Origin of the sequence: Moorena sp. SIO2C4, from assembly GCF_010672485.1 — a bacterium.
Classification (GTDB): Bacteria; Cyanobacteriota; Cyanobacteriia; order Cyanobacteriales; family Coleofasciculaceae; genus Moorena; species Moorena producens.
The window spans coordinates 1-2504 of sequence record NZ_JAAHGN010001079.1; the positions used below are offsets into that span (position 1 = coordinate 1).

Here is a 2504-nt window from a genome sequence, read left to right on the forward strand (position 1 = left end):
TCACCCAATCCTCATATCGGTTACCAAGGTTCCTGCGTCAACCGGATCATCGACTTCCACAGCCATAGTCAGGGTGTAGTTCAATGCTGGTCTGGGCTTTCCTCCCATTGCTTGCCAGAATTCCCCCAAACTCTGTAGGTTGCTCTGACTGAGACTAACTGTCCTGATCGGAGGTTCCATCCCCCTGAGGTTTCCCTGTAATACAGCCGCTGGAATCATACGATGACGCAGTAGCACTTTCATTACCTCCCCCAGCCATTGGTGCTCTTCTTGCTCTGGTCTTTGACCATTACCTGTACCTGTAAGAGCAGACCAAGCGGTGATTAGGTAAGAGCAGTCCACTCGCACTGGATTACGCCTTTTGGTCGCCCTGCCATTACTGCGTTCTGTTGACCAGGTGGTGTTGCGTAACTCCAGATTCTCACGCACATCGTAAAGAAAGAGATTAATCGCTGGCTTGACACTAAAATCCTTGTCAGGTGTGGCAAAGCTAATCGTAACTGACGAGATTAGGTCAGGAGGGAGTTCGCCCTTGAGCAATTCCTCCAACGTTTTATCCAGGTCGTGAATCATCTCATTCCCTCACTCAAGCGCGCAGGTCGCCAAATCATCAGCCAACTAGCTGAGGTCAATTGGCAATTTAGCGTTACCAAGTATCAACCTTAGAATGCTTTCTGCCCCTTAAGTCTTCTCCGTAACAAAAATAAATACAAGTTATCAGTACTTAGTGAATCGGTTGCACAGTTATTTAAGTTATTACGAATCATCACATCAGCCCAGCATACTGACCAAATTCCCCCTCTATTAACACTTTTCCCATCTTCTGATACTCTCGCCGGACTGCACGAAGCAGGTGATTCATCTTGACAATTCCACCATCATCTGCTGCTATAAAAGCAGCAGCTAGAGCAATATTACGAATATTGCCCCCAGCAATCTCGCAGTGACGGGCGATAAAATCTAAATCCAGTTCCTCAGAGCGAGGTACACGACTAGGCCAGATTTGCTCCCAGATCCGGCGGCGGTCTTTGAGATTAGGAAAAGGAAACTCAATAATAAAACGTAACCGCCGGACAAAGGCATCGTCCATATTAGTGCGGAGGTTGGTAGTCAAAATCGCCACTCCTTCGTACTCCTCCATCTTTTGCAGGAGATAGCCAACCTCAATATTGGCGTAGCGGTCATGGGCACTGCTAATTTCAGAGCGCTTGCCAAAGAGGGAATCTGCCTCATCAAACAGGAGAATGGCGTTAGCATTGGCAGCAGCTGTAAAGATGCGATTGAGGTTTTTTTCTGTCTCCCCGATATACTTACTGACCACTTGGGACAGGTCAATTTTATAGAGGTCAAGCTCTAATTCGTGGGCAATAATTTCCGCTGCCATGGTTTTACCAGTCCCTGGTGGGCCAGAAAACATGACATTCAGTCCTCTGCCCAGGGAAAGCTTGCTCTGGAAGTCCCACTCTTCCCACACCAGCTGTCGATATTTGGCTTGATTACAAATTTCCTGCAACTGAGCCTTTTGATTAACTGGCAGGACAATATCATCCCAGCTGTACTTAGGCTGAATTTGACGTGCCAAGGAACCTAGTTCATGACCAGATTGGGCACGAGCTGCTGCAAATAGTTCGGACAAGGTTGGTTTTTGATGGGGAGTGTGGGAAGTGGGAGGAGTGGGGGAGGTGTTTTGGGCAATGCGCCAACGGGCTCGATTACAGGCATCAATCACGGCATCGGTAATTTGCTCGGAATTGAGGCGGAAGCGATCGCATAAAGCATCTAGCTCTGGTCCATCTAGGGAAATACCAGCTGCCGTTAGTTGATTCTGCCAGCAACAGCGACGAACAGTAAACTCAGGGATGGGAAAAGGAACAGTAACTATTCCGATTGCGATAGTTTTCTCTGGCCTCCAGGGTTTTTCAGCAGCGAGGATAGTAATTCCTTGATGGTCTGCTATGATTCTTAGCAGAGATAGATATTGACTGGAATTCTCGGAACCTTGTATAGTTTGTTGTAGAGTTTCTAGTCCTTCTAGGTAAAGCAAAGCCTTCTGAAACCAGGCTTGACGATAAGCTAGTTTCAGGGTTAGCTCCAAGTCAGCTTTGGCTTCTATAATCCCAGTTAAATTTACGGTTAGCAATGGTGCTTCCACAGCCCTGGCAATAGCTTGGGCGGCACGGTGTTTACCACTACTATCTGCACCCTCAAAATACAGTGCCAGGGGTTTGCTTGCTTGCCAATCTTCCACAACCAGTGTTAATAAAGCCTGCTTTACTTCTTGAGCTAACGGTAGTTCTTCCAGGGAAATAGTCGGCTCAAGTAACGTACAGAAGCGTTTTAGTCGCTGATCTAATCCTTTTTCTCCCAACAGCAGAGCCAGGACTAGCCCATCCAGTTTAAGATTGTGAGCGAGCAGAGTTGGTTGGAGCTGATTAGGGTCCGAGACCAGGTGTAGTAGACTATGACGTAGGAGAGTCACTTTACCCCGGAAGCTCCTCTCCTAA

Annotated in this window: 2 protein-coding genes; both read right to left on the reverse strand. The window is 47.6% G+C overall.

All coding sequences use genetic code 11. The annotated features are described in order from the left end of the window. Positions 1–573 (reverse strand): Pvc16 family protein, encoded by a 573-nt coding sequence (locus F6K20_RS33895; protein ID WP_008184121.1) that lies wholly within the window; start codon positions 571–573, stop codon positions 1–3. A gap of 193 nt (positions 574–766) precedes the next feature. After that, a complete protein-coding gene (locus F6K20_RS33900) occupies positions 767–2479 on the reverse strand; it encodes an ATP-binding protein (RefSeq protein WP_287297713.1) in 1713 nt (570 codons plus the stop codon). Between the last annotated feature and the right edge of the window lie 25 nt (positions 2480–2504).

Excerpts from the sequence above, each read along its gene's own strand:
- F6K20_RS33895 (WP_008184121.1), bottom strand. The coding sequence starts at position 573 with ATGATTCACGACCTGGATAAAACGTTGGAGGAATTGCTCAAGGGCGAA.